We start from the raw sequence: 25,372 nt of genomic DNA, 5'->3' as shown, positions 1-25,372 counted from the left end.
CGGAAAGTGTTGCAAAATTTTTAACTGATCGTAAATACGGTTAGTATTTCCCTAAAAACAACTTTCCCCTGTACAACTTGTACAAGGGAAAGCGTAAAGTAAGACACAAGGCAATAATGCTTAGCAGTCTTATATTTCATAACGTGGAACTATAAAATCACATTAGTATAAATGATTTTGTAGTCTTCAAATTTTTTAAATGGAATTTTCTACATACTTCTAATAAAACAAAGCAATAGTCTTAGCTGCGAAACGTCTTTAAATTTTGGTTTATAACTGATAAATAAAGTTGCTCTAGGATGTGTATATCTTACACAATCTTACTTAAATTTTTGTTAAATACAAACTTTTTTTTGTTTTTCTGGAAAAATTTAATGTTTACAATTCCAAGACATAAGCATGCCGCTCAAATCCTTATGGATCAGGCTTTTTCACCGTTCGGATATTAACGCAGTATGTTCCTGAAAGGCTGACTTGTGTGAAAAAAATATTACTGACAGGTTAACTAGAAAGCAATAGCGAGATAGCGCTTCCTGTGTTGCTCATATTTATTAAAGTTGAATTTATAGAGCTTGGCCGGCCGGTGCGGCACATCTGATTCTTCTTCCTGCAGATCATCCAGCAGATCCATCGACAAAAACTTCTTCCTGAAATTCCTTCTGTCCAATTCCCTTCTTAACACCGCTTCATACAACACCTGTAAAGCCCTTAAACTGAATTTCTCCGGCAACAGGTTAAAACCTACCGGCTGCACCATCATTTGCTGCTGCAAACGATCGAGGCAAACCTCCAGGATCTGCCGGTGGTCGAAGGCCATGTCTCTTATTGTTTCAACAGGCACCCAGTGAAGTTCAGGGTTGGCCGCCTGCAGGCAGATGCCGGCGAGGTTGACAACAGAATAGTAAGCTACTGTGATCACCCTGCCCGCCGGGTGCCGGTCTACCGCCCCAAAGGTTTGTACCTGCTCCAGGTACACATTTTCAAGGCCGGTACGATCGCTCAGTATCCTGTACGCAGCCTTCTCCAACTCTTCGTCGGGGCGCACAATATCGCCCAGTAAAGACCATTTACCTTTGTACTCGTTGAGGTCCGACTTGATCAACAGCACTTTTAACTTATCCTCTGCAAATCCGAAAATAACGCAATCGACCGATATTGCCACCTTGAAATAATCTTTGATCTCAATAAGGTGGGTATTGATGTTTTTGGTGTACATCGACATCATACAGACGTGGAATTACAGTAAAAAGAACAGAAATAACTACAGCGTGGAACTATAATCAAATGAAAGAAAAAATCGGCATAAAACGAACAAATAGGGCCAATTTTTTAAATTTACGCCCAAGTTCGAACCCGATATGTACACAAAGGAAATAGAAATCTCACTGGCCCAAACAGCCAAAGAATTACTTAGCCTGCAGCAAAAACAACAACTTCTCAATAATGTTGATGAAACGCTGGAATCGCTGCGCCGCGTAATCTCCTATAACGACTGGCGATATTACGTAGAAAGCGACCCGGTGATCAGCGACTTTGAATATGATCAATTGTTTGCCTGGTTAAAGAAACTGGAACAGGAAAACCCGCACCTTATCAGCCCCGACTCTCCAACCCAACGTGTAGCCAAAGGGATTAAGAACGAGTTTGTAACAGTACAACACCTTGTTCCCATGCTGAGCCTCGAGAACTCTTACAATGCGGACGACCTGCTCGACTGGGACCGCAAGGCAAGAGAAAGCGCCGGCCTGCCGGAGATCGAATATTGCATAGAACCCAAGTTCGATGGCGCCAGTATTTCACTGATCTATGAAGACGACAGGCTGGTAAGGGGCGCCACCAGGGGTGATGGCGTTTCAGGAGAAGACATTACTACCAACATCAGGCAAATCCGTTCTATTCCTTTATCCGCCAACTTCTCCAAGTACGGTATCCACCAGATCGAGATCCGTGGCGAAGTACTCATCAACAAAAACACCTTTAAAGCTTTCAACGATAAAAGGATCGCTGAAAACCTGCCGCCGCTGGCCAATCCTCGTAATGCGGCTTCAGGTTCCCTGCGCATGGTTGACCCTTCAGAAGTAGGCAAACGCGGGCTGGAAGCGTTCCTCTACCATATGAGCTTTCATAATATGAGCCCGGGCGCCGAAGAACCTAAAGAACTGAGAACGCACAGCGGAACGCTGGATCTCTTTTCATCCCTGGGTTTCAGAAGTCCGTCCAAAGAAAAGAAAGTAGTGAAAGGCATACAGGCAGTGATCGATTACTGCCTGGAATTTGAACAGGAAAGAGATAACCTGCCGTATGAGATCGATGGAATGGTGATCAAGGTAAACGATTACGACCTGCAGGACAAGCTGGGGATGACCACTCACCATCCGCGCTGGGCCATCGCCTATAAATTCAAGGCAAGACAGGCCACCAGCAAATTGCGCGCAGTAGAGTTCCAGGTAGGCCGTACAGGCTCCATCACACCTGTTGCCAAAATTGACCCGGTACATATCGGCGGCGTTACCGTTTCTTCTATCTCCCTTTTTAATGAAGATGTGATCAGGGAGAAAGACCTGAAACTGGGAGATATGGTATTAGTTGAAAGAGCCGGCGATGTGATCCCATATATCGTGAAATCAATAGCAGATGTAAGAACCGGCGAAGAGAAAGATATCGTCTTCCCTGCCAACTGCCCTGTATGTAATGACGTTCTTGTAAAGCCGGAAGGGGAAAGCGTATGGCGCTGCACCAATATCAATTGTGAGGCGCAGGTTGTGGAAAGGATGATCCATTTTGTAAGTAAAGATGCAATGGACATCCGGAGTTTCGGGGAAAGCAATGTCCGCAAATTTTACTCGTTAGGCTTGCTGAAAGATATACCCGGCATTTATGAACTGGATTTTGAGAAGATAGGAACACTGGAAGGTTTTGGCAAGAAATCGCTTACCAACCTGCAAACAGCTATAGAGCAATCCAAATCGCAGCCCCTGCACCGCCTGATCTTTGGCCTCGGTATCCGTTATGTAGGCGAAACGACTGCCAAAACCCTGGCCAATGCAGTTACCAATATCATGGACCTCCAGCATTGGACAGAAGAACAGATACTGGCGCTGGAAGACATAGGGCCTAAGGTAGCAGGATCTATCCGTTTGTTCTTCGAGAACGACGACAACATAGCCATGCTGCAGAAACTGGCGGCGCTGGGCATCAACATGACGAACACAAAAAAATCGGGTAATGAAACCGGTAATTTAAGCGGTCAGACATTCCTCTTCACCGGTACCCTGCATAAGCTGAAACGCAGCGAGGCAGAAGAAATGGTAGAGAAAGAAGGGGGCAAGATCATGAGCGGCGTAAGCAGCAAGCTCAATTACCTTGTAGTGGGCGACGATGCCGGCAGCAAACTGGAGAAAGCTAAAAAGATCAATACAATCAAGATATTGTCGGAAGATGAATTCCTGGCAATGATACAGGTATAATTTATTGCAGCGCTGGCCGGCATTGGTCAGCGCTGCTTCAAGAACAGCTATATGAACGACGAGCATTTTATGAAACAGGCCCTGGAAGAGGCCCGCAAAGCCTTTGAAGACGGGGAAGTGCCGATTGGCGCAGTAGTCGTACAGCAAAACAGGATCATCGGACGGGGACATAATAACGTAGAACGCCTGAACGATTGTACCGCACATGCAGAGATGATCGCATTAACTTCGGCTTTTAATACATTGGGCAGCAAATACCTGATGGATGCAACATTATACGTAACGGTAGAACCTTGCCTGATGTGCGCAGGGGCTTTGTATTGGAGCAAGATAGGAAAGATCGTATATGCGGCGCCGGATGAAAAGAACAGCTACCGGAGGGCTACCGGCGAACGTTCTCCTTTTCACCCTAAAACCCAGCTTATACAGGGGCCCTATAAAGAAGAAAGCCTCCAGTTGATGAAGGCTTTCTTTGAACAGAGAAGATAAAATTCCTTATTTCTTATTATTGTTGGGGTCCATGAGTTTATTCATGCCCATCATTTGTTTCATGGTATGCTCCATTCCTTCCGCAGAGCCATCCAGGAACAATACGTTGCCCTTGGAGTTTTCGGAGAAGTGTTTAATGGCTTCTGTCCACATAGAGAACAGGATCACAGATGTATCCAGATTGGCCTGCTGCATTTCTTTTGCAGCCATGGTCATACCTTTTGCTACTTCTTCCCTGAAGAGGGCCACACCCATACCACGAAGCTGGGCGGCCTGGCGTTCGGCTTCCGCAGCGATCTTGATGGCATTACCATCTGCTTCAGCAGCTTTGGTCTTAGTGATCAATAAAGCCTGGCCTTCGTTTTCAGCAGCGGCTTTCAGGTTATTGGACGCTACTACCTGCGCCATGGATTTCATGATCACTTCATCAAAAGTGATATCGTTCATTTGCAGATCTAAGAGATGAAAACCCCATTCTTCCAGGGTTTTATCGATCTGCTCTTTTACGTGTTCAGTAATGTCCCTTCTCAGGCCCAGCACTTCTGCCTGGCGTTTGGTGGCCACAAATCCCCTGATAGAACCTTCGATGGTACGAACAAGCGCCTGCATGAAACTTCTTTCATCCATGAACTTAAATGCCACGTTCTTGATCGTTTCTTCTTCCTGGTTCCATACGGCATACAACAGCATGGCCTTGAAATAAACATTGGCCTGGTCTATCGTGATCGCCTGGAATTCCAGCTCCACAGAGCGGTTCTGGATAGAAATACGTTTATAAACCCTTTCAATGATGGGGATCTTAAAATTAAGCCCGGGATGGAATATCCGGTTATACTTCCCGAAAATAGTGGTTACAGCTAATGTTCCCTGCTGCACTGTGATAAAAGATGATAAGATCAACAGTACAACCAGGACTGCCAGAAAAATCAAGAAAAAACTCATAATGATTCGTTTAGGTAGGGTTATATGCCTAAAGTTAACAAATTTTACAGCAAACAATGGAGTGCAGGGGAAGTTGATTCAAATATTATTGAATAGACAAGTTAACAGGATGACTTATATTATTTGCTTACGCCTGAAATAGATGAACACATCATCCAGTTCAATTTGTTTAAGCTGGTAGGCAAGCCTGGTCCGGAGATCTTCTGTTTCATCCTTTATCCTTCTGTATTCATCTTTCAATACTTCATAACGGGCCACGATCTCTTCTGCTGTTGCCGTTTCATCCAGTTGTAGTATATGAAATGCTCTTTCCTCGGTTATCATAGTCAATAGGGGTGTTTCAGCTAATAATTCTACTTTTTGTTCTAAAAACACTCGTGAAAAATATTTCACTAAATTAGTTGAGTTTAAAAAACGAGCCAATACCCAATCTTGGGTATTTTTCCATTCTGATCTTAAAAAGACATTAAAATTTTGCAGTGAGATTAATGACCATCGATTTGCTCTATCGTCTGAAATGCAGAAAGGATACGGATAACAAACAATTATCTTTTCAAAAACAATACATCATTCTCATTATTATCCTATTCCTATCTTGCGTGCAATCGCCACCAATTCAGATGTATTCCTGACTTTTAATTTCAGTCGTATATTTTTCCTGTGCGTTTCAACAGTATAACGGCTAAGATTCAACGAAGAAGCAATTTCCTTGTTATTCATGCCTTTGGCGGCAAGGCCAAGGATATCTCTTTCACGGGATGTCAGTTTGTTAAAGAGATTTTCATGTTGCCGGCGCAGGATCGCATTCAGCGCTTCAGACAGCTGTATGTCGGTATCCATTGCATTGGTAAGGTCCAGGAATGCGCATAGTATCTCTTCCACTTCATTTTCATCATTATAAGTAAAGGGCACTTCCAGTCCAAGCAACCAGCGGTAGTTGGCTTCACCTTTCTTCCGGACCCTGGCCAGGCCTCCGAACTGTTCTTTCTTGTCGCGGAACGATTGCTGCGCTACAGAGGCCAGTTTGAAGTCTTCGGGGTGCATGATATCCTTGAAAAAATCTATTCCCCTACCTTGCATTTCTACAGACGAATAGCCTAAAGTGCTGGACAAGCGCTCATTACACCATGTTACAGCCTTATTATTATTGTTATAAGAATATAGCATAGCCGGTACCTGGTGAAGTATATTTTCCAACCGTCTTACACGTTCCTGGAGTTGTTCATTTTCTTTCTGTAATGCATCGAGGGAAACCTGCCCTGCATCCGAGCCTGTTGTCATACTTTTAGTTTTAAACAAACAATTTGCACGTCAGTGTACCACATACACCACTGATGTTACGTCCTGTCAAACCCATGTGTATGTAAATTTAAAAGAATTTTTTATATGACCAAGGTGTAATATTTTCCGCCATCGCCGGCCGGATCAAAAGAACAGAATAATTTAATGACTACTTTTTAACGGATTGGCAGTAAATTTGGCGACTATCTAGAAATCTTTTTTTAAAACCCATAAAAAACTGAGTTATGGCATTTACACTTCCAAGCTTACCGTATGCATCTGATGCATTAGAACCGCATATCGATAAACAAACGATGGAAATTCACCATGGTAAGCACCACCAAGCATATGTAGACAATCTGAACAAAGCAATTGCCGGCACTGAAAACGAGAACAAATCGCTGGAAGAGCTGGTAGCTAATGCAGGCAAGATCAGCCCTGCTGTAAGAAACAACGGTGGTGGGCACTGGAATCACAGCTTTTTCTGGACTATTCTTGGCCCTAATGCCGGCGGTGCTCCAAAAGGAAAATTAGCTGATGCGATCAACGCTACGTTCGGCTCTTTTGAGGCTTTCCAGGAAAAATTCAACAATGCCGGCGCAACCCGCTTTGGTTCAGGTTGGGCATGGCTGATCGTTAAAGACGGCAAACTGGAAATCACTTCTACTCCGAACCAGGACAACCCGCTGATGGATGTTGCTGAAGTAAAAGGCACTCCTGTACTGGGCATCGATGTATGGGAACACGCATACTACCTGAAATATCAAAACCGTCGTCCTGAATACCTGAAAGCATTCTGGAACGTAGTAAACTGGGACGAAGTAGGCAAACGCTACGAGTCTGCGTTATAGTTTCACGCAAAGTGGCAAAGTTTGCAAAGAGGCGTAAGTTTTTTTAAGAAAAATAAGAAAGCAAAGGAGCGAAGACTATATTGTGTTATATTATGTGTGTTATATAATACAACAAAAAATAGTCTTCGCTCCTTTGCTTTCTTATTTTTCTTAAAAAAACTTACGCCTCTTTGCAAACTTTGCGCCTTTGCGTGCTATAGCTCGCGGATCTTCACGTTCTTAAACCAGATCTCGCTGCCGTGATCCTGGAAGGCGATATGTCCTTTCTTTGACATGCCGTAGCCTTTTGCATCCTTCCATTTACCTTCGGCTTTACGTTTCTTCCAATCGGGCGACCACAGATCATATTCGGCCGTTTTCTGGCCATTCAGCCAATGTTCTACATGGCCTTTGTTAACGATGATCTTAGTAGTGTTCCACTCCCCGATCGGTTTAGCCGCAGCTACCAAAGGCGGGTTCATTGCGTAGTTGGCGCCGGTCTTTTGCCAGTCTTCCAGCTTTTCAGGGAAGTTGTTATCGTCGATGATCTGGTATTCCGGACCGCTTAAATACGGTGCATCATATTCTTCAGTTACCATATAAAGGATACCACTGTTTCCTTGCGGAGCAAGTTTCCAGTCGGCCTGCAATTCGAAGTTCTCAAATTCCTTATCGGTGATCAGGTCACCTCTTTTATCTGATTTATCGGTTTTGCTTCCTAAACAATGCAGGATACCGTTTTCGGGCACCCAGGTATCAGCAGGCTTGTTCTTGTAGATACGCCAGCCGGTGAGGTCTTTGCCATTGAAAAGTAATTGCCAGCCTTCAGCTTTTTCTGCATCTGTCAATGCTGTTGTGCCGTTACTGGAATCTGCGGGTTGTGAATGGACAGTGCTATCCACAACAGCGGTAGAATCTTTACTGTCTTGTTTTCCACCATTACCACAGGATGCCACAGTGATCGTCAGCACCGACAGGGCGGGAACGAGTAGTTTTTTCATATGTTCACGTGTTTTTACTTGTTAACGAGTTTTAAGGATTGCGGGTCCCAATGCACGATCTTGTTATCGAAATAGCTTTGGTTGCAAAGTAATGCAGGAGCGGCTGCACGGAAACCGAATAACGGATCTTCCGCTACTTTACCGCCTGTACGCATCGCGTTGAACAGGTTATAGAAGTGATCGAAATGCGCGCCTTTGTAGCCTTTCTCTGCTTCATAAACAACAGTGTCAGGAGGGAGCATTTCTGCACGGTGATATGCATATTGCTTGCCGTTGTTGGAGGCAGCGGCATTGGCTGCAGCCAGCGGATCGTTTTCATCCACTACATTGCGGTTGCGGTACAAGGTAACTTTATCCCATTCTACTGTCATAGAACCTTCGCTACCCACCATACGCAGGTAGTTGGTTCCGCCTGTACCATCAACAAAGTTCACACGCAATGATAAGTTGAATGCAGGATGCTGTGCAGTTTCAGGATAGTCGAACATGCCAAGCATGATGTCCGGCACTTCCCTTCCGTCTTTCCAGTAACGTAAACCACCGGTAGCCATGATTTTGTTAGGCCCTATAGAACCTGTTACCAGGTGAAGACTGGAGAATAAGTGTACGAACAGGTCGCCTGATACGCCGGTACCGTAGTCCCTGTAGTTCCTCCAGCGGAAGAAGCGTAACGGGTCCCACTCTCTTTTTGGCGCGTTCCTTAAATAAGCATCCCAATCCACTGTTTTCAGGGAAGCATCTGCCGGAATCGGGTATTGCCATGCGCCGGTTGGCGACATACGCGCCCAGAAACCTTCTGCATAGTTCAATTTGCCGATTGCCCCGTCTTTCAGCAATTGCCTTGCTTTTTCATTACCTAAAGAGCTCATACCCTGGCTACCTACCTGGTATACCACTTTGCCGTTCCGCTGCTGCGCTTCCACTACAGCAGGGGCTTCGCTGATGTCGTGTACCATTGGTTTTTCGCAGTACACCGACTTGCCTTTGTTCATAGCGGCTACGGAAATGTCCTTATGCCAGAAGTCGGGCGTTGCAATAATAACCGCATCAACGTCTTTACGTTCCAGGATCTCCTGGTAACTGCGGGTAGTAAAAATATCGCTACCCCATTTCTTTTTGGCGTCGGCCAGTCGCCCGTCGTACAAGTCGCAGGCCGCAATCAACTTAACACCAGGAACAGTGATCGCTGTATTGGCATCGGCTGTTCCCATGCCGCCAGCGCCAATCAAGGCAATCTGGATCTGGTCGTTTGCACTATACTTTTCTTTCAGACGGGAAAGAGATTGAATGTTTCTTTTTCTATCAGCTGCTGTCAGGATGCTGGGCACTAACGAAGCGCCTACAACTCCCTTGGCAATTTTGCTGATAAAACTCCGGCGAGAATCTTCGTTGGAATTGTTGATTGGCATGATTACCCTTTTAGGTTGAAAAAATGTTTTTTATTATTCACTGAGACTTCAAAATAGTAACAATTAACGGGAAATCAAAGACGCCCGGAGGCAACGTAAACAAAAATAATCGTTTCCTGTTTACATCATCGTCCGGGCGGGCAGTTTATTTTGGATAGGATATGATTTACTTCTTTGTCAGCAGTTGCTTGTACAGCGCGGGATTATGCAGGGTATTCGCTGCCATGATCACTTCGTTGTCCCAATCCAGGGATTTGATGATACGGCCTTTCTGCAAATAGTAACGATTCACGATCTCCTCTTCCAGCAAGCGTTTGATCTCTGTTTTATTTTTCTCGAGGTCCTGTTTTTTATCGTGCTTCATTTTTTCTTCCAGCTCCGCCAGTTCTTTCTGGATACCGTCATAATATTTCTCTTTCTTCGCGGTATTGCGGAAAGCCTCCAACGCCTCTTCACTTTTTGTTTTATAGCTGTAATCCTTATTCTCCAGGTATTTTTCAAAATCCTCGAAATCTTTGTCTGTCAGCGCAAACTTAGCTGCCGGAGCGATACCCGGATGTTTGTAGTAGTACTCGGTAGCCCAATCGAAGATGAACTGTTTCCTTAATAATGTCAGGGCTACCTGGCTGATATAGGTAGGTTCTACCTTGGTATCGGGTTCAATGCCACCACCATCTTTAACCGGTCTGCCATTCAGGGTAGTAAAAGATTTACGCATGGAATCAGGAACATACTCCACGCTGCCATCGTCGCTGCGGTGCGAATAATCGATAGCCTGGATACAGCGTCCGCTTGGCGTGTAGTATTTCGCTGTGGTTACTTTCAGCTTAGCATTGTAAGGCAGCGGGCGGGTAGTTTGTACCAGTCCTTTGCCATAGGAACGTTGACCGATGATCACGCCCCTGTCGAGATCCTGCACGCTGCCGGCAACGATTTCGGAGGCAGAGGCGGAGGAATGGTTGGTCAGTACTGCCAACGGTATTTTTGTATCTACCGGCTGCTCTGTTGTTTCATAGCCCCGGTCCCAGTTCTTCACTTTACCTTTTGTGCTGACGATGAGTTTATTTTTATCTATAAATACATTGGCTACTACCACGGCTTCGTCGAGCAGGCCGCCGGGGTTGCCCCGCAGATCGAGGATCATTCCTTTCAGGTTAGGGTTGGCCTGTTTCAGCTTTGCTACGGCTTCCCTTACCATTATGCCGCTGTTTTCAGTGAACTGGGTCATTTTAATGTAGCCGATATCTTCTTTTACAATGCCGGAGTAGCTGACTGCTTTCACGTTGATCTCTTCCCTGATGATCTTTTTATTGGTTTCCTGGCCGGTAACAGGGTTGCGTAATACCATGTCAAGCGGGGTTCCGGCGGCGCCTTTCAGCTGGCGGCTGATGTCTTCCTGGGCAACGTTCTTACAGGATTTGCCGTCCATGCTTACAATAATATCTCCTGGTTTTACCCCTGCCCTGTCCATAGGACTACCTTCATATACATCGGTGATGGATGTCCATTCGCCGTTGGTATAGATAGAGGCGCCTACGCCGCCGTATTTGCCGGTGGCCATGAATTTCAGGTCGTCCAGGTTTTCTTCGGCTACGAAATCGGTGAATGGGTCGGTTTCTTCCAGCATAGCGTCGATGCCTTTGCGCATGAGCTTTTCGGGTGGAAGATCGTCTACGTAATAAGTATTGAGTTCTTTGTAAAAGGAAGCAAATATATCCAGGTTCTTGGCGATCTGGAAGTACTTGTCGTTCTCATTGAACGCATAGATACCTCCTAACGTCAGGAGTAGCAACAAGGTAGCAATGAGTTTCTTTTTTCTGTTGAAGACCACACGCATGCAAAAATGAATGTAAAAATGAACGAATAACGTTGGCGTACCGGCTTAAGGCACAGGATCGTAACCGTGTCCTCCCCACGGATGGCACGACAAGATACGCTTTATGGTGAGATAGCCTCCTTTGAAGGGGCCATATTTTTTAAAGGCTTCCAGTCCATATTGGGAGCATGAAGGAGTGTAGCGGCATTTACCGCCTAGTAACGGCGAAATAAACCACTGATAGATCTTTATCAGGAAAATAAAAGGATAACTGAGCCAGCGCAACACACTTTTCATAAACTATCAATTAGTGGGAGTTGGCAACAGCGTGGGTAGACGGAAAGTCAGGGAATTATTATTCGCCTGCTGCAGCCAGCTTCTTTAAAATTACCGAAATTTTGCCTTGCAGCGTTGAAAAGTCAGCCATTTTTTTGTCTGTATAGATGAGAAAAACGGCTAATTGACGGGATTGTGACTGAAGTTGTTGGTATAGATGCTGTTTTTGCAGTCGCCAGGCTTCGCGGCTAAGGCGTTTGATGCGGTTCCGGTCGACCGCCCGGGGAAAGCGGCGGGTGCTGACGCTGAAGCCTACCTGCACGGGATAGGTGCCCGGTGTTGGCAACGGGAGGTAAACAACACGGTACGGAAAAACAGAAAACGCTTTTCCTTCACGAAAAAGCGCTTCAATTAGTTTTCTGCTTTTTAACCTTTCTTCCTTTTTAAAAGAATAAGTTTTTATGGCAATAGTATTTAGCTACTAGATTATTTCAGCTTGCGTTCGTCAGAAACAGTCAGCTTCTTACGACCTTTCGCTCTGCGAGAAGCCAATACCTTACGGCCATTAGCAGTTTCCATTCTCTTTCTGAAGCCGTGAACGCTCTTTCTGCGTCTGTTATGCGGTTGAAAAGTACGTTTCATTTCTTTTTTTTGTTTTTACCTGTACTACTAAAACTCCGTGTTAAGGATTGTTTTTTAAAACGGAAGGCAAAGGTAGCAGAAATTTATTGAAAAGTAAAATTAAAATCCAAAAACTTAAAAGTAAAGGTGGAATGCAGTTTTCACCACATTCCACCTTTATGTATTAAAGAAATAAATTATTTAATACCTAATTTAGTTTTCACGGAAGCCAGGATATCATCTGCTGCCGGAGAAACCAGTAAAAGACCAGCAGAGCTGTCGATCACATAACCATAACCTTTTTCTTTAGCTACATCTTCGATTGCCTTACGTGCTTTATCGTAGATTGGCTTCAGCAGTTCCTGTTGTTTGGCCTGTACTTTCTGTTCTGCGTTATCACGGTAATCCTGGATACGTTTCTGAGCATCCTGGATTTCGCGGGTTTTGATTTCTTTTACGTTGTCAGTCATTGTTGCTGCTTTCTCATCAAATTCCTTCATCTTCTTAGTGTACTCATCTACCAGTGCTTTTCCATCCGCTTCCAGGCTCTGTGCATAGGTTTGCAGATCTGTTTCAGCTTTCTTTGCTTCCGGCATAGCAGCAATAAGTGCTTGTGCATTGATATGCGCTACTTTTGATTGAGCCATCGCATTCACGCTGAATAAACCGCTAACCGCCACAAAAGCAATAATTACGAACTTCTTCATGATGTTGTCTGTGTTTAAAAAAATTTAAATACTTATGTTAAAAAAATAGGTACGGATTACTTCTTTACTCCCAGTGCTTTGAGTATTTCTTCGCTTTTATCCAATTTAGGATCAAAAAATATGACAGTTGCGCCTCCCGCTTTATCTAATACAAAATCGTACATACGGCTTGCAGACAATTTTTGTACCGCATTGTAGATCCTGTCCTGGATGGGTTTAACTAATTCCTCTCTTTTCTTGAACAGATCGCCCTCATAGCCAAATCGCTTGCGTTGTAAATCTTTTGCTTCCTTTTCTTTTGCTACTATCTCATCTTCCCTTTTATGTTTCAATTCTTCTGTAAGCATTACTTGTTCCGCCTGGTAAGACTTGTACATCTTATCCACTTCCTGGAACTTCGCGTCTATTTCCTTCTGCCATTGTTCAGCAATAGCGTCCAGCTTCGACTGTGACTCTTTGTATTCCGGGATGCTTTCCAGGATATATTTAGTATCTATCACGCAATAACGTTGCGCATGTGCAGCAACTCCCATTGCGAGTAAAATAGCAGCTGTTATAAATAGTTTCTTCATGCTACAAAGGATTTTGCAAAACCTACGATAGTTAAACTTGCAATATATAATTTATTTTCACATTATTCTGGTTCGAAACCGAGCATAAATGTAAACTTAGCTGCATCTTTCAAACCACCTCCAGGCCTGATACGGTCAAATCCAATACCATAGTCAAATCCGAGCAAACCAAACATCGGCAGGTAGAAACGCATACCGATACCGGCTGAACGGCGCAACCTGAACGGGTTATATTCCTGGATATCTTTATACCCGTTGGCAGCTTCCAGGAAGGCCAGGCCAAAGATAGTAGAACTCGGATTCAGACTGAAAGGATACCGCAGCTCCATCACATACTTGTTAAATACCGTGAAGCCTCCGTAATTCGCCGGCTGCCCGTTATCCGGGTTCACACTCGGATCGGAAGTATAATATACCGGGTAACCTCTCTGCGAGATGATATCACGGTCGTAGATCGCGAAGTTGCTCAAACCATCGCCTCCCAGCTCAAACCGGCCGAACGGCGACAAGGTTGTACGATTGTTATACCTTGAAATATAACCAAATTTAGCCGCTACCTTCAATACAAACGTTTTGGCATCTGATCCCATCGGTTTGCTCAATGGCACATACCACTCAGCATTGAAACGGTATTTCTGGTACTCGATAAACTTAAACTGTTGCGAAACAGGCTCCTTTGTATAGTCCTTGTCCGGGTTGAACAGGGAATAAGGAGGAGTATACTGTGCCGACAGCATGAAGCTGGAACCTGAACGCGGGAAGATTGGCTGGTCTACAGACGATCTTGCCAGGGTGATCTTGAAGTTAACGTTGTTGGATATACCATTTTCAAATCCCTGGATCCCGAAGTAGTTATAGTTCTTCAGTTTATATTGTTGATAGTTCAGGGAGTAGATCAGGGAGAAATAGTCATCCGGCCATTTCAACTGTTTACCCAGTGAAACTGAAGCGCCTAATACTTTAAAGTGACCATCGGTAGAGGTAGTGGTATCTCCGTACAATCCTTTATAGTAATCGTTATATGCATAAGGGTTCTGGTAGCTGCTATAGAAGCTTACAGAGAACTGGTTCCTTTTCTTGCCGCCCAGCCATGGTTCAGTGAACGAGAAGTTATAGGAACGATATGCTTTACCGTTGGAAGAAACCCTTACAGAGAGTTTTTGACCATCGCCGCTTGGCAACGGGTCCCAGGTTTCTTTTTTGAAGATATTACGGAGAGAGAAGTTATTGAAAGTTACCCCCAAAGTACCTGTCAGACCGATATATCCGCCCCAACCGGCAGAAAGTTCCAGCTGGTCGTTCGCTTTTTCTTCCACGGTATAATCAATATCCACGGTTCCGTCGCTCACGTTAGGAACAGGGTTGATACCGATCTTTTCAGGGTTGAAGAACCCGAGGTTGGAGATCTCGCGTTGTGAACGGATCAGGTCCTGGCGGCTGAATTTTTCGCCGGGGATAGTACGAAGTTCACGACGGATAACGTGTTCGTTCGTTTTTTCGTTACCGGCGATCCTCACTTCCTTGATAGTAGCCTGAGGTCCTTCACGCATACGGATCTCGTAGTCGATAGTATCGCCACGGATGCCGATTTCAACCGGGTCGATCTGGAAGAAGAGGTAACCGTTATCCATATACGCACTGGTGATATCGCCACCTTCCTGCGACATTTGTTTACCTAATCTTTTTTCCAGCAGTTCCAGGTTATAGATATCTCCTTTTTTGATTCCCAGGATACGGGTTAAAGCAGAGTCGTTATACCTTGTATTTCCTTTCCAGGTGATATCGCCGAAATAATATTTCCTTCCTTCAGCGATCCTCATTTCGATATTGAGGTTCTGGGAAGGCGTTTTATAAGTAGTGTCTTTAGTAATGACCGCATCACGGTATCCTCTTGCGTTGTAGAGGGCGATGATCTTTCCTTTATCTTCCAGGTATTTGTTTTCATTGAACTTGGAAGAAGAGAACAGCTTAAAGCGGAAGTAAGGATCCAGTTTTTCTACGGCTCTTGATGGTTGCAGGTAACCATAGGTTTTCCAGAAATCATCCGGCGTGACAACGGAATCCTTGAAATAATGTTCGGTATCAGGATGCAGGGTTAAGCGGGAGCGCTCTTTGGTACCCTTCATCTTTTTCTTGATCCTGGAATCAGGAATGTTATAGTTATCTGCGAAATAGATATTCTCTGTACGAACTTTATTTCCTTTGTTAACAACGAAGGTCAGGTGAGCAGAGTTTACCTGGCCGGAATCCACCCGCTGGTCGATCCTTACAGTGGCGTTTCCGAAACCTTTGTCTGCATAGTATTTATGTACGGTACCTCTGACTGTTTGTTTCAATGCATCGGTGATCACGCTTCCTTTGCGGATACCTGACTTGGTTGTCAGCTCATCGCTTTCGGATTTTTTGATCCCTTTCCAGTTGAAAGACGACATGCGAGGCATTTCTGTCAATCCAATTTCCAACCAGATCTTATCTCCTTCGATTTTAGTCACATAGATGGTCACATCAGCAAAAAGGCGTTGAGACCACAGGCTTTGGATGGCTTTAGTAAATTGGTCTCCCCCCGGGTAAGTCACTTTATCGCCTACGTTAAGGCCGGATAAAGACAATAACAGGGATTTATCCAGGTACTGAGTACCAACAACCTGAATATCAGCGATTTCATATTGTCGTGGTTCCCCAACATTCAATGGATAAACAGACTGGTTAGCAGGTTGTGTTGGAGGCAATGTATCTTTTTGCTGAGCGGATACACGATAGCCTGCAGTGCAACATAATGCTATAGCCAGAAGGCCCTTAGGAAATAATTTCTTCATTCTGCTGAATTTGTTCGCTTGTTTTGCCAAAGCGCCGTTCTCTGTTTTGGAAATTTAAAATGGCTTGGTAAAGATTTTCTTGTCGGAAGTCTGGCCAGCGGGTATCTGTAAAATAGAGTTCCGCATAAGCCAACTGATAAAGTAAGAAGTTGCTGATCCTGCACTCCCCACTGGTCCGGATCACTAATTCCGGATCTGGTATGCCTGCGGTACAGAGATAACTTTCCCAGACGGCAGGAGTAACAGCAAGAGGATCGAGAGTTCCGTTTTTAACGTCCTGGGCTATTTTCCGGGCGGCATTCACTATTTCCCACCTTGCACTGTAACTGAGGGCCATAACGAGGTTAAGGCCGGTATTTTGGCTGGTAAACGCAATAGCTTCTTCCATTTCCCGCTGGCACTGAGGCGGCAACATGTTCATATCGCCGATCATGGTCAGACGGATATTATTTTTAGACAATGTAGTCACCTCCCTGCGGATGGTGTTTACAAGCAGTTCCATGATGCCATTAACTTCATATACCGGGCGATCCCAGTTCTCTGTAGAAAAGGCATATAAGGTGAGATAGCCTATTCCCAGTTCTGCACAGGTTTCCACGATATTTCGCACACTTTCAACCCCTTCGTGGTGCCCATACAGCCTGTCTTGCCCCCTCTCTTTTGCCCAACGGCCATTCCCGTCCATAATAATGGCTATATGGCGCGGCAACCGTTGCAAGTCCAATTTATCCTTCAAGCTCATTTGTGTCAGGCGTATTATAACAGATTATAACAGATTCTAAAAGGGTGCAAAGATACAAAAATAGAGTAATGACTTTTTTGGCAAAGCCTGAGGAGGTCTTTTAACGTAGTTTTAACAGCGAAATCAATACCAGTGGGGGTTTTAGCTAATTCAGAGAACTTACCCAGTAGTTTGCCGGTATACTTTGCCGAACCGTAGAAAGTTACTTTTTTATCAACTAAAATTTACAGTTGTACGAGGTAAAAAGGATACTTATTGTTAGTTCCAGCGTTATAAACTGGTCTTTATCCCGGCTATTCCCCCTCTGCCTGCCTACTACTCCTATAGGCGTGCCCTTTACTCCAGATCTGTCCTGCAGTTGTGCAGCAATGGAAGGCTGTCCATCAATTGTCGGAAACACCCCCTCACCTGCATAAGTTGTACTCACATCATCCAGGTAATCCGACTGCGTGAACCTGTAAAGCGCCTCCAGGCCCACATTTACTGTCTTCGAAATATTATACTTGAACCCTCCCCCTATCAGCCAGGCATACGATACCAGGCTATAAGGCTTCCTGTCCGGGTACAGCGCCGAACCCTGTCCTTCGGTCCGCAACGGCTGTAAATAATATTTCACTCCCCCAAGATAGGTATAAGGATTAAAATAAAAAATACTGGCGCCCCCTGTAAGATATGGAGAAAATCGTTCGTATAGGCTGCCGGGTTCAAAACGGAAGAAATTAAAATCGCCCTGCAGGCTCAATTCCCACAGATTGGTATTGAAACTTAAATTCCTGCGATTCTGAAATTCGTTGGTATTATAAACATCAGAATACCCCAGCTGCATAAACCTTCCGTGTGCCCTTATCCCCACATAATCGTTCATGTATTTCCTGTAATAGATACCCACAGCAGGTTTGGGGCGGTTGATAGCCCCCCGGGTGTTCAGATCTCCGAAATAATGTGCCGCTCCTACAGATATCCCCAGCTCGCCAACATATCGCAATTCATTCTGCGCCTCTACCCTTACAGAAAAAAGGCAACCGGCCGCCATCGCCAGCCAAAAAATAAGATATCCAGGATAAAAATATTTTCTCTGCATAAATTCAGTGCTTCTAAAACGCTAAAATGCCGGATTTATTTAATGTATTGGCTGACTTTATGCTTACTAAACAGTCTTACAAAGCATTAACGGGGCAAATTTCACATCGTAATCAGCGAGCAATATATGTGTAAATGTAATAATTCTACTTTATATCTACAGCTTAATCGCATTCCTGGCATCAATTCCCCATAACAACTTATTTCTTAATGTATGCAGGAAATTACTGTCGTCTAAGCGTAACAGGTTGATAGAGAACACTTCTTTCTTTACGGCTATCTGCACTGTGCTGTCTATTGTCTCCATCCGGCTATCCAGGGTACAAAGGAACTGCTCGCTCCGACCTTCTACCTCGAAAGAAATAATATTATCATCAGGTACTATAATGGGCCTGACGTTCAGGTTATGCGGAGCTACCGGCGTAATAATGAAGTTGCCTGCCTCCGGGAAAACGATGGGGCCTCCGCAACTCAGCGAATACCCGGTAGATCCCGTTGGAGTGGCTACTATTAGCCCGTCTGCCCAATAAGTGTTCAGAAATTCTCCGTTCAGGTAAGTATGGATCTTAACCATAGCCGAAGAATCTTTTTTATGGATCGTAAACTCGTTCAATGCATACGGCACCTCCCCGAATAACGGGATATTAGCGTCGAGATGCAGCAAAGCGCGCCTGTCTACCACGTAGGTACGGTTTTGTAAAGCCTGAACCAGCGCATGTATCTCTTCCTTGCCGATGCTGGCCAGGAAACCCAAACGCCCGAAATTGATACCTATCACCGGGATGTTGCTGTCCCGTACATAGCAGACGGTGTCCAATAACGTTCCGTCTCCCCCCAGGCTCATGAGGAAGTCGATATTTTCAGACAATTGTTCTGAACTGGAAAACAATACGGGCTGGTGTTCAAAAAATACATGCTCCTGCAGGGTGCGATAAAAAGGCTCGTAGATAACTGCCTCTATTTCAGCTCTTCTCAGCTCTTCCAGCAATAATCGGATATTGGCAATATCTTCAGTAATAAACCCCCGGCTATATAATGCTACCTGCATGCGCACAACTTTAATTGATAATCTTAACGCTTATAAATCTATGCTTGTGTGTAAAAATAGCCCTTTTTCACCTAACTGGTTAAAGCTGTATTCGAGCCGGAGATTGGTATCGTAAAAGGAAACAATGTCGAAACCCACGCCACCGCTATACAGGAGGCGATTATTCAGGAAACTGTTGCCCGGGTATTTATTATAAGCATAACCTGCATCGCCAAACGCTTTTGCAAAGATCCTTACAGGTACCTGGCTGAATTTTTTGGGTACGATCGGCAAGCGGAATTTGAATGAAACCAGTTCCTGGCGCAGGGTAGATTTCAGGATGGCGAAGCTGGTTCCGTCTATCACATAATATTCCAGGCCCCTGAGGTAGTCTTCGCTGTATCCCAATGCCTGCTGGTTAATATAGGGTTGGTTGTTAGAGAATTTGGTCTGTGCCCGTATCCCCACCGCTCCGTAGGTCTTCTTCCCCAATTCCCAGAATTTTGCCATGTTTAATCGCAGCCTCACATCGTGGATGTCGTCCCAGGGCCCCAGTCCTTTCTTGGATATCTCCGCCAGTATGCTGACGCCTTTGAGCGGGAAAACCCAGCTATCGGCCTTGATATAGTTCAGCCGGTAGGTTAGTTCAAAATAGGAGATCTGCGTTCGGCCTTTCCCAAGGTAATTAGGGTTCAGGATGGCTACTGAGTCCATCACCTTTTCATAATTATAGGTAAGGAAAACCTGGTGACGGGTATTGATGGCCCGCCTGTAGCTATAGTTCAGCCCTACGGAATAAACCTGTCTCAAAAATTCATCTTTCCTGAAAAACGCCTGTTTGTTCAGGTTGGTGCTGTCGTTCACCTCCCTGTTCCGCTTGTAGGAAGCAATAATGCCCAGGCCATGCCTGAAATGTTTATCGATATACGGCAGGTTGTATTGCAATGCAAAGCGCTGGGTATAGCCGAACTGGATGGCTGCGCTCAGCTCATCGTTCCGGCCGCTGAGATTCCCCTGTGTGCCGCTTACGCCGATGTTCACCCTGCTGAGGCTATGCTTTTTTTCTACCCACCATTGGTTAAAGTTCCTGTCGGCCAGTTTGAATATGGGGAAAGCGAACGTATACCAGCGTTCCCAGACGTCGAAGACCAGGTCGGCATGGTCGCCATCCCAGTTCTTCACGTTAGCGGTAACGTTAAGAAATAGTGAAGTATTCAGCAATTGCTTACGGCAAGCTTCCAAGGTAGAGGACAGATCTTTCAGGAAAATGGTATCCCCGGGTACTGCGCTTACTTCCCTGATAATAACGGAGGTACGGGTTTTCTTATTCCCCGTGACCTGAATGCTTCTGACAACCAGGTAGTTGTTCTCTTTCGCCGTAGTATTCTGTCCATCGGCTAGTTTCGGCAGCACAAATCCAGACAGGCAAACGATCGCCAGCAGATAATAACAGCGTTTCAGCATGTAGGTCAGATCCGATTTAAAAGTGTGTTGACAATATTCCAAATATAATAAAAACGGTGAAAGAGAGTGTGGATTAAAAGAAGGGTAACACGAAAAAAGCCGGCTTATGGAGGCCGGCTTATCATCAGGTTTTATTTTTACATGCTGATGTAATTCATCAGCAGGTCGTAGTTCTTTTTAAGCAGCTCTTCCTCCTGTTCTTCAGAATAGACGTACTTGATGATGTAGTTAAATCTTTCAAACGTAGCCACCAGGCCCTGAAGTTCGAGGCGATTGGTTTTAAGCACCACTTCCAGTTTGCCGGTTGCCGGGTTGGTAATGGTATTCACGCTTAAAAGGGTAACATCGTTAGACTCTGCGATACGGGCGATTTCGCTCAGTGCATAGTCTCTCGGTTCCACTTCAAACGCCAATATTCCGCCGGGTTCCTTTACTGCATTGAAAGAGGCAAGCGCATCAAGCAAGGTGTCTTTGGTGATGATCCCCTGGTAGTCGCCTTCCCGGGAAACGATAGGCAGGACACAAAGTTTGAAGTCGTGAAATAATTTCAATGCTTCATAGAAGTGAGCATATTCCATGATAGCTGGACGGTTTCCGTTATTCTCCATTGATTGCAATGAAGTCTCCGGATCTTCCATATCCAGGATATCATCTTCTGCTATCAGTGCGAGATACTTGTTATCCGCTACCATAGGCAGTTGCGTGAGATGGTATTCATTCATCAGGCGCAACGCTTTGGAGCCTGCATCCGAAGGATGCAGAGCAGGTACTGAAGATATGAGTTCTCTGGCAATCATGTTAGCGTATTCTTATACAATAATAGTAAAGAATATGCCAACAGAAAAAGAAATTACATGTACGTAAAAAGACTGCAGTAAAATTTTTATTCAGTAAGCTGATAAGCAAACGAGTTCACTGGCTGGTATTACTTCAGTTTTTGAAGGAAAGCATGCAGTATTTTGTTGAATTCTTCAGGGACTTCCATCATTGGCGCATGGCCGCATTTATCGATAAACTCCAGTTCAGAATTAGGTATAAGTCGTTGAAATTCCTCTGCTACCATCGGAGGTGTAACTGTGTCATTTTTACCCCAGATCAGCATTGTTGGCTGTTTAATATCTTTCAGTTCATCTCCCAGGTTATGGCGGATAGCAGATTTCGCCAGGGTAATGATCTTAATAACTTTTAGTCGGTTATTTACGATCTCAAACATCTCATCTACCAGTTCTTTGGTAGCGATCTTCGGGTCATAAAAAGTAAGCTCCGCTTTTTTACGGATATACTCATAGTCGCCTCTTTTAGGATAGGTTTCACCCATGCCATTTTCGAACAACCCCGAGCTACCTGTCAGCGTCAATGATTTAATAGGGGCTTCCGGATGTTTCAGCAAATACACCAACGCTACATGCCCACCTAACGAATTACCTAATAAATGAACATTTGTATATCCTCTGGCCTCTATAAATTTATGCACATATTTAGCCAGCCCACCAACCGATGTTTCCAGGATGTTTAAATCATACAGGGGCAACATCGGAATAACAACCTTATTGTAATGCCGGAAATATTCTACCACATCCGAAAAATTGCTTAAAGCACCAAAAAGCCCATGCAATAAAACTAGTGGTTCGCCTTCTCCTTCCTCTAAAAAGCTAAACTTACCCTGAGTTTTGATTTCGTAATCCATTGCCAAATCTTGAAAGTCAATTTTACGCTAAAATAATTCTTTTTATTAATCTAAATAATCTTTGGAATGAGTTACCCCTGTTGGATATGCTGCGCTGCTTCCTCGAAGAATGCCTGTAATTCGGCAAACATATTTTTAAAAACAGGTATAACTGCCCCTATGTGGTCTATGGTCCATGGCCCTATATGCTCGATATAAGGATATACGACGGATTGAAGTTTGGTTTCGGGGCTCAGCCAGTATACCTGGTTGGCCAGCCATAGCACCACACTGTAAATTATTATAAATATAATACTGTACAGCACGATTCCTCCCAGTTTGTTCAGCCAGCCCAGCATCCCGAACTCGACTATCTTTTCCAGCATGATAGCGCCGAGCCGTACAACCAGGACAACACCGATAAAAAGGCAGATAAAACAGAAAATAGGTATCCAACGGGAATGGAGCTCCCAATGCTGCTGCACATATAAAGATGTAACCGCTGTGAGCTTGATCGCAACCGCCAATCCCAATGTCACGGCAACAAAGGAGAAAATAGCTACAATCAGTCCCCGGGTATAGCCCCTGTAAAGGGCAAAAACCATTATGGCGGCGAAAATGATGTCTATAGACATGAGAAAAGCAGTATTTCCGGACCCCACGTATCCGGAAATACCAGGTAAGTATCAGTTATTTAAGTAACTCTTTTACGACTGCTGAAATAGCTTTACCATCGGCTTTGCCAGCCAGTTGCTTGGTAGCTGCTCCCATTACCTTGCCCATATCGGCAGGTGAACTGGCGCCAACAGAGGCAATAATTGCCGCTACTTCTTTCTTCAGTTCTTCCTCGGTAAGTTGTTTAGGAAGGAAACGCTCGATCACTGCCAGCTCTTCTTCTTCCTTAGCCGCCAGGTCTTCCCTGTTCTGGGTACGGAAGATCTCCAGCGAGTCTTTCCTTTGTTTCGCCAGTTTCTGCAACAGCTTTTGCTCATCGGCTTCAGTCAGTTCTCCGCTTGCCCCTTCTGCTGTTTTTGCAACCAGGATAGCAGCCTTGATCGCGCGTAACGCACGCAGGTCTGCCTCTTTCTTTCCAAGCATCGCAGTTTTGATCTCTGCGTTAATGTTTGTTTCTAATGACATACGGTTAAGTTTAATGGATTATTGTCCTTCCGCCTTTTGTTTCTCCTGGAATTTCCTGAAGAAATCCTTGGCAAAATCTTTTAATTCCTGTGCCTGATCTTTATATGGTGTAGCCCTGGCATAAGTATCTGCCATTGTCATCATAGTCTGGAAGAAGAAATCAGCCATCTCATCTACCATCATATCTTTTGTCCAAAGATCAATACGTAAGGCAGCCCTTTCTGCCGGATCCCAGAAAGATACGATCATCCCTTTAGCTTTGATCATTCTTTCTTCCTTGTTATCAGTGGCGCTCCACTCGATCGATTCCGGGATCTTCTGATCATCCAATCCAACCTGGATCTTTATAGTAGACGTTGTGCTCATATTTTAAAATTAATGCGCAAAAATAGCCATACTCCGGCATTTTACGCGTGAAGTTGCTGTAATTACCCTATCATTATCCTGAAAAGCTCTTCTGCGGCCTTTTCCCAGCTTGTAAACGGCTGGATGCTCCCTTCTTTGTTTAAAAGCCGTGACCGTAGCATTTCATCTTTATATAATAAGCTCATTTTTTCGGACAGATCATCCTGGCTGGCCGGGTCGGCATACAAAACGGCGTCTCCTCCCACTTCCCTGGCTCCCTCACTGTCCAGCGCAATCACCGGCACTTTACAACGTTGGGCTGCCAGTACCGGCCATGCGAATCCTTCAAAACGAGGCGGGTAGATCAGCGCGTAGGCTGCTCCCACCAACGCCGCCACTGTTTGCAGGTCGGGGTTCTCCACAATAATTACATCCTGGCGGAACCTGTAGGTTTGCAGGGCGGTGATTATTTCCCCTCCCGCTGCCGTCTGACTCCCTGCCAGCACCAATTTGATATTGCTTCGTTGCCTTTTTTTCAGTGCCGAAAATGCTTTCAGCACCGGGATGATATTGTTGCGGGGATGTAAAGCTCCTGTGATCAGGAAAAACTCCGCCCCCTGGGCATATTGGCGTTTAACGGTTTCCCGGTCATCCCACTCCAGCGGCCTGAAATCCGGGCTCAGACCCGGGGTCAGCAACACTGTTTTACGGGAGGCCATCTTCAACTCCTCCTTCAGGGTGGCCGACAATGCCCCTATGCTATGGGCAATGGTAAAGTATTTCTGGCTGTTCTTCCTTAACCACTTCTGGTAAGCGGGAAGCTGGGTACCCGCTCCCTGCAGGTAAGAGAGATCGCGGATCAGCAAAGTTGCCGGTATTTTGCTCCTGAGGGGCAGGGAATCAAATCCCAGGTACCTGTCGGGCTTAAATGGCTTCATGGCTTTTACCAGCTGCCATTCCAGCCACCAGTAGTAGTGCCACGATCTGTCTCCCCTTCTCGGTAATACTACTGTAGTCACATTGGATGGAAATGTTAACCCGGCCGGCACATCCCCATCAAAAAAGCAGGTAAACTGGTGTTCCGGCTGCTGCCTGAACATCGCTGATAATATTTCGGTTGCGGCTAATCCTGTATCGGCAGGTTTATCCTGTCGTAAACAAGCGGCATTCACTGCAATTTGCATAACTGTTCCATTGTCTGCGAAGCAGCAAACCTACAAATTTTGGCCTGGATACAGTATAAAAACTACTGGTCAGATTTATTGGTCAGGTAGAAGACCTGGGGAGTGGCAATATTGGCTGAATTGCTTAAAGACACCAGGTTAATGGTCACTTCATAGGTTTTCAGCGGCTTTAAATGCTTCAGGGTAACGGTAAAGGGATTCGCCGTAATATCCGGGATATCGTCCTGCGGCAAAGGAATAACACCTGTTTCGGTAGCCACGTTCAGGGTAACTTTCACTCCTTTGGCCGGCATTTTGGAAGTTACGTTCACCTTGAGCGCATAGGTGCTGTCTTGCGCTACATTATATTTCTGGAGCTGTATTTCGGGTAATTCGAAGGCCAGCGACTCTTCCTGTTGATTATCCGGCTGCGTTTCGTTATGTTTCTTTTTGCAGGAAACAGCCACTATCAGCACCGTTAATAAGAAGGCAGGTATCCAGGTTTTCAATAACATATA

At 45.0% G+C, this 25,372-nt stretch carries 27 protein-coding genes; 3 read left to right on the top strand and 24 right to left on the bottom strand.

Annotated elements, in window-relative coordinates:
• Positions 1-505: 505 nt before the first annotated feature.
• Positions 506-1,225, bottom strand: coding sequence for an NUDIX hydrolase (locus BLV62_RS02585; protein ID WP_089758411.1), 720 nt, complete (start codon positions 1,223-1,225; stop codon positions 506-508).
• Positions 1,226-1,358: 133 nt separating this feature from the next.
• Between BLV62_RS02585 and ligA the strand changes: the two genes are divergently transcribed.
• Entirely contained in the window at positions 1,359-3,467 is a 2,109-nt protein-coding gene (gene ligA / locus BLV62_RS02580) for an NAD-dependent DNA ligase LigA (protein WP_089758409.1), read from the top strand.
• 51 nt (positions 3,468-3,518) lie between these two features.
• Positions 3,519-3,956, top strand: a complete 438-nt coding sequence (locus BLV62_RS02575) for a nucleoside deaminase (protein WP_089758407.1) — start codon at positions 3,519-3,521, stop codon at positions 3,954-3,956.
• 6 nt (positions 3,957-3,962) lie between these two features.
• On the opposite strand, the gene BLV62_RS02570 is transcribed toward BLV62_RS02575, so the two are convergent.
• From BLV62_RS02570 to BLV62_RS02560, 3 genes are all read right to left on the bottom strand, one after another.
• Positions 3,963-4,898, bottom strand: a complete 936-nt coding sequence (locus BLV62_RS02570) for an SPFH domain-containing protein (RefSeq protein WP_089758405.1) — start codon at positions 4,896-4,898, stop codon at positions 3,963-3,965.
• 114 nt (positions 4,899-5,012) lie between these two features.
• On the bottom strand, positions 5,013-5,222 hold the full coding sequence (locus BLV62_RS02565; protein WP_089758403.1) for a hypothetical protein: 210 nt from the start codon (positions 5,220-5,222) through the stop codon (positions 5,013-5,015).
• A 255-nt stretch (positions 5,223-5,477) separates the two neighbouring features.
• Positions 5,478-6,179 (bottom strand): LuxR C-terminal-related transcriptional regulator, encoded by a 702-nt coding sequence (locus BLV62_RS02560; RefSeq protein ID WP_089758401.1) that lies wholly within the window; start codon positions 6,177-6,179, stop codon positions 5,478-5,480.
• Between the two features lie 245 nt (positions 6,180-6,424).
• On the opposite strand from BLV62_RS02560, the gene BLV62_RS02555 reads away from it, so the two are divergent.
• Entirely contained in the window at positions 6,425-7,030 is a 606-nt protein-coding gene (locus BLV62_RS02555; RefSeq protein WP_089758399.1) for a superoxide dismutase, read from the top strand.
• A 194-nt stretch (positions 7,031-7,224) separates the two neighbouring features.
• Here BLV62_RS02555 and BLV62_RS02550 read toward each other — a convergent pair whose 3' ends face one another.
• The 20 genes from BLV62_RS02550 to BLV62_RS02455 form a co-directional block, all read right to left on the bottom strand.
• Positions 7,225-8,010, bottom strand: coding sequence for a 3-keto-disaccharide hydrolase (locus tag BLV62_RS02550; RefSeq protein WP_089758396.1), 786 nt, complete (start codon positions 8,008-8,010; stop codon positions 7,225-7,227).
• A gap of 14 nt (positions 8,011-8,024) precedes the next feature.
• Entirely contained in the window at positions 8,025-9,419 is a 1,395-nt protein-coding gene (locus BLV62_RS02545; protein ID WP_089758394.1) for a Gfo/Idh/MocA family protein, read from the bottom strand.
• A 166-nt stretch (positions 9,420-9,585) separates the two neighbouring features.
• Complete coding sequence (locus tag BLV62_RS02540) at positions 9,586-11,256, bottom strand: S41 family peptidase (protein ID WP_089758392.1); 1,671 nt, start codon at positions 11,254-11,256, stop codon at positions 9,586-9,588.
• Between the two features lie 45 nt (positions 11,257-11,301).
• Positions 11,302-11,532 carry a membrane protein insertion efficiency factor YidD gene (gene yidD / locus BLV62_RS02535; protein ID WP_089758390.1) on the bottom strand — a complete coding sequence of 77 codons (231 nt, stop codon included), beginning with the start codon at positions 11,530-11,532 and terminating at the stop codon, positions 11,302-11,304.
• A 58-nt stretch (positions 11,533-11,590) separates the two neighbouring features.
• The gene (locus tag BLV62_RS02530; protein WP_089758388.1) at positions 11,591-11,974 is read right to left on the bottom strand and encodes a ribonuclease P protein component; all 384 of its coding nucleotides are present in this window, start codon (positions 11,972-11,974) and stop codon (positions 11,591-11,593) included.
• A 23-nt stretch (positions 11,975-11,997) separates the two neighbouring features.
• On the bottom strand, positions 11,998-12,153 hold the full coding sequence (rpmH, locus tag BLV62_RS02525) for a 50S ribosomal protein L34 (RefSeq protein WP_012788729.1): 156 nt from the start codon (positions 12,151-12,153) through the stop codon (positions 11,998-12,000).
• Positions 12,154-12,329: 176 nt separating this feature from the next.
• Entirely contained in the window at positions 12,330-12,839 is a 510-nt protein-coding gene (locus tag BLV62_RS02520) for an OmpH/Skp family outer membrane protein (protein WP_089758386.1), read from the bottom strand.
• 56 nt (positions 12,840-12,895) lie between these two features.
• On the bottom strand, positions 12,896-13,411 hold the full coding sequence (locus BLV62_RS02515; protein WP_089758384.1) for an OmpH/Skp family outer membrane protein: 516 nt from the start codon (positions 13,409-13,411) through the stop codon (positions 12,896-12,898).
• 62 nt (positions 13,412-13,473) lie between these two features.
• Positions 13,474-16,227 (bottom strand): BamA/OMP85 family outer membrane protein, encoded by a 2,754-nt coding sequence (locus BLV62_RS02510; protein ID WP_089758381.1) that lies wholly within the window; start codon positions 16,225-16,227, stop codon positions 13,474-13,476.
• Entirely contained in the window at positions 16,208-16,969 is a 762-nt protein-coding gene (locus tag BLV62_RS02505) for an isoprenyl transferase (RefSeq protein ID WP_089758380.1), read from the bottom strand. The genes BLV62_RS02510 and BLV62_RS02505 overlap by 20 nt, the downstream gene beginning before the upstream one ends.
• 217 nt (positions 16,970-17,186) lie before the next feature.
• Positions 17,187-18,050 (bottom strand): type IX secretion system protein PorG, encoded by an 864-nt coding sequence (porG, locus tag BLV62_RS02500; protein ID WP_220096683.1) that lies wholly within the window; start codon positions 18,048-18,050, stop codon positions 17,187-17,189.
• Positions 18,051-18,206: 156 nt separating this feature from the next.
• Positions 18,207-19,097, bottom strand: coding sequence for an NAD kinase (locus BLV62_RS02495; RefSeq protein ID WP_089758378.1), 891 nt, complete (start codon positions 19,095-19,097; stop codon positions 18,207-18,209).
• A gap of 30 nt (positions 19,098-19,127) precedes the next feature.
• Entirely contained in the window at positions 19,128-20,540 is a 1,413-nt protein-coding gene (locus BLV62_RS02490) for a POTRA domain-containing protein (protein ID WP_089758376.1), read from the bottom strand.
• A 137-nt stretch (positions 20,541-20,677) separates the two neighbouring features.
• Entirely contained in the window at positions 20,678-21,337 is a 660-nt protein-coding gene (locus BLV62_RS02485) for a CBS domain-containing protein (protein ID WP_089758374.1), read from the bottom strand.
• A gap of 128 nt (positions 21,338-21,465) precedes the next feature.
• Complete coding sequence (locus BLV62_RS02480; RefSeq protein ID WP_089758372.1) at positions 21,466-22,227, bottom strand: alpha/beta fold hydrolase; 762 nt, start codon at positions 22,225-22,227, stop codon at positions 21,466-21,468.
• A gap of 71 nt (positions 22,228-22,298) precedes the next feature.
• Complete coding sequence (locus BLV62_RS02475) at positions 22,299-22,841, bottom strand: CvpA family protein (RefSeq protein WP_089758370.1); 543 nt, start codon at positions 22,839-22,841, stop codon at positions 22,299-22,301.
• A 55-nt stretch (positions 22,842-22,896) separates the two neighbouring features.
• Positions 22,897-23,346, bottom strand: a complete 450-nt coding sequence (locus BLV62_RS02470) for a GatB/YqeY domain-containing protein (RefSeq protein ID WP_089758368.1) — start codon at positions 23,344-23,346, stop codon at positions 22,897-22,899.
• 18 nt (positions 23,347-23,364) lie between these two features.
• A complete protein-coding gene (gene gldC / locus BLV62_RS02465; RefSeq protein ID WP_089758366.1) occupies positions 23,365-23,712 on the bottom strand; it encodes a gliding motility protein GldC in 348 nt (115 codons plus the stop codon).
• A 62-nt stretch (positions 23,713-23,774) separates the two neighbouring features.
• Positions 23,775-24,875: a glycosyltransferase gene (locus BLV62_RS02460; RefSeq protein WP_089758364.1), complete on the bottom strand. Its 1,101-nt coding sequence runs from the start codon at positions 24,873-24,875 to the stop codon at positions 23,775-23,777.
• A 62-nt stretch (positions 24,876-24,937) separates the two neighbouring features.
• Entirely contained in the window at positions 24,938-25,369 is a 432-nt protein-coding gene (locus BLV62_RS02455; protein WP_089758362.1) for a hypothetical protein, read from the bottom strand.
• Positions 25,370-25,372 lie beyond the last annotated feature (3 nt).

Source organism: Chitinophaga terrae (ex Kim and Jung 2007) (genome assembly GCF_900107795.1).
In the GTDB taxonomy this organism is placed as follows: domain Bacteria; phylum Bacteroidota; class Bacteroidia; order Chitinophagales; family Chitinophagaceae; genus Chitinophaga; species Chitinophaga terrae.
This window is presented reverse-complemented; position numbering and strand designations above follow the sequence as displayed.